Here is a 1,731-nt window from a genome sequence, read left to right on the forward strand (position 1 = left end):
GCCCGGAAGCCGTGAGGCTTCCGGGCCCGTTGCGCTCGGCTGCGGGGGGGCTGGGCGCCATGCCGATCAAGATACGTCTGGGGTCGGGCTTATGCTCCGAGGGTCGCCGCCGGTATGACCATCACTCCGTCGTCTCGTGTGTATGCCAGGCTCCCGCGCCCAACGATGACGGCAAGAAAGGCGGGCTCGGCGTTTCTCGCTGCTGGGTTGGAGAGGATCTTCTTTTTGAGGGCCAGCAGGTTTTTGGCTCCCTCGTCGGCCTTCGTGTCGCTGAGCTTGATCTCGATGCCGGCCCAGCTACCCTGATACTCGAGAATCGCGTCGACTTCCAGCCCTGATTCGTCGCGGTAGTACCGGACATCGTTGCCGATGCCAGCATACGTCGACAGGAATACCCGAAGGTCTCGAATCGCAAGGTTCTCGAAGAGCATGCCAAGGGTCTGCGTGTCCTTGAGGAGCCGCACCGGGGTTGCGCCAAGCAGGGTGGCGGGGAGCGAAGGGTCGCAGAAGTAGCGCTTCGGCTTCACCCTCACCCGCGCCTTGGAGCGCATGGGAGGCTCCCATCCATAGAGGTCCTCAATAATCTGCAAGCGGCTGAACAGCTCGAGATAGGCCGAAAGCGTGCCCTCGTCCGGCCCCTTCTCTCCGCCAGCCATATCCTTTGCGAGGGTCTTGTAGGTCACGGCCTGGCTTTCGTTGAGCGCGAGGGCTCGCATGAGCGTGAGAGCCAAAGCCGGCGAGCGCCCGTCTTCCAGAACGTTGACGTCCAGGACGGCTTGGATATATTGGGCCGCCACCTCTGCTGCCGTCTCGTCGGACAAGCCGAGGGTTGCCGGCCAACCTCCCCTGCAGCACCAGCGCGCTACATCAGAAACCTCGGTATCTGAGCGTGCGGGCCGCAGCGGTTCGCCTTCGAACAGTTTCTTGAGCGAAACGGTGGGGGAGGACTCAACTGCTTCGGAGAGCGTCATGGGCCGCATGGTAAGCCGCGCTATCCTTCCCGCCCCGCTGTGCCGCACCCTTCCCCGTTCCGCTTTCTTGAGGGCGGTCGACCCCGTAAGCAGCAACAAACCGTGCTTGCCTCCGGCATCGTCGACGAAGCGCCTTGCGGCGTCCCAGACTTCGGGAACTTCCTGCCACTCGTCTACGAGGTGAGGAGGCTGCCCGACCAGAGCGAGCTTGGGGTCCATCTCCGCCGCTTCACGCTCGGTGGGGCTGTCGAGCTTTGTGATGCTTGCACAGCGGGTCATGGCGGTCCACGTCTTGCCGCACCACTTCGGCCCGGTGATCTCGACACAGCCGAAAGTCGCCATCAGCGTGTCGAGCCTTTTCTCGATGAGACGGGGCTTGTAGCCATGGGGAGTGAGGTTGGCTGTGTCTTGATCGGTCTTATCGTTCATCAGGGCCTCCTAACTGCGTATTCGGTATTTTACGTGAGTGATGCTCGGCAAAATGCGAGAAATGTACTCAGAAAAATACGAATAAGACATTCAGGAAAATGCGGAGACCTCATTCCATAAATAACGAAAAGATCGTTCGGGATAATCCGGATTCCTTTTTTGGAGAAAGCGAAGGGCCTGCTTGACGATATGGAAGAGGGGATGGGCATGCAGGGATAAACGCCACGCCCCGACCGCCCCTTTTATCACGTGAAGACCATGCGTGCTCCGAAAGCCATGCCTGAGCGCTCGCGCTAAACAAAACGGGCCCGGAAGCCGTGAGGCTTCCGGG

At 60.7% G+C, this 1,731-nt stretch carries 1 protein-coding gene; it reads right to left on the reverse strand.

Annotation, left to right across the window (positions count from 1 at the left end; all coding sequences use genetic code 11):
- Positions 1 to 89: 89 nt before the first annotated feature.
- Complete coding sequence (locus EFAMC2_RS09180; RefSeq protein ID WP_154028829.1) at positions 90 to 1,400, reverse strand: ATP-binding protein; 1,311 nt, start codon at positions 1,398 to 1,400, stop codon at positions 90 to 92.
- Positions 1,401 to 1,731 lie beyond the last annotated feature (331 nt).

Source organism: Olsenella uli (assembly GCF_901212655.1).
GTDB classification, from domain to species: Bacteria; Actinomycetota; Coriobacteriia; order Coriobacteriales; family Atopobiaceae; genus Parolsenella; species Parolsenella uli_A.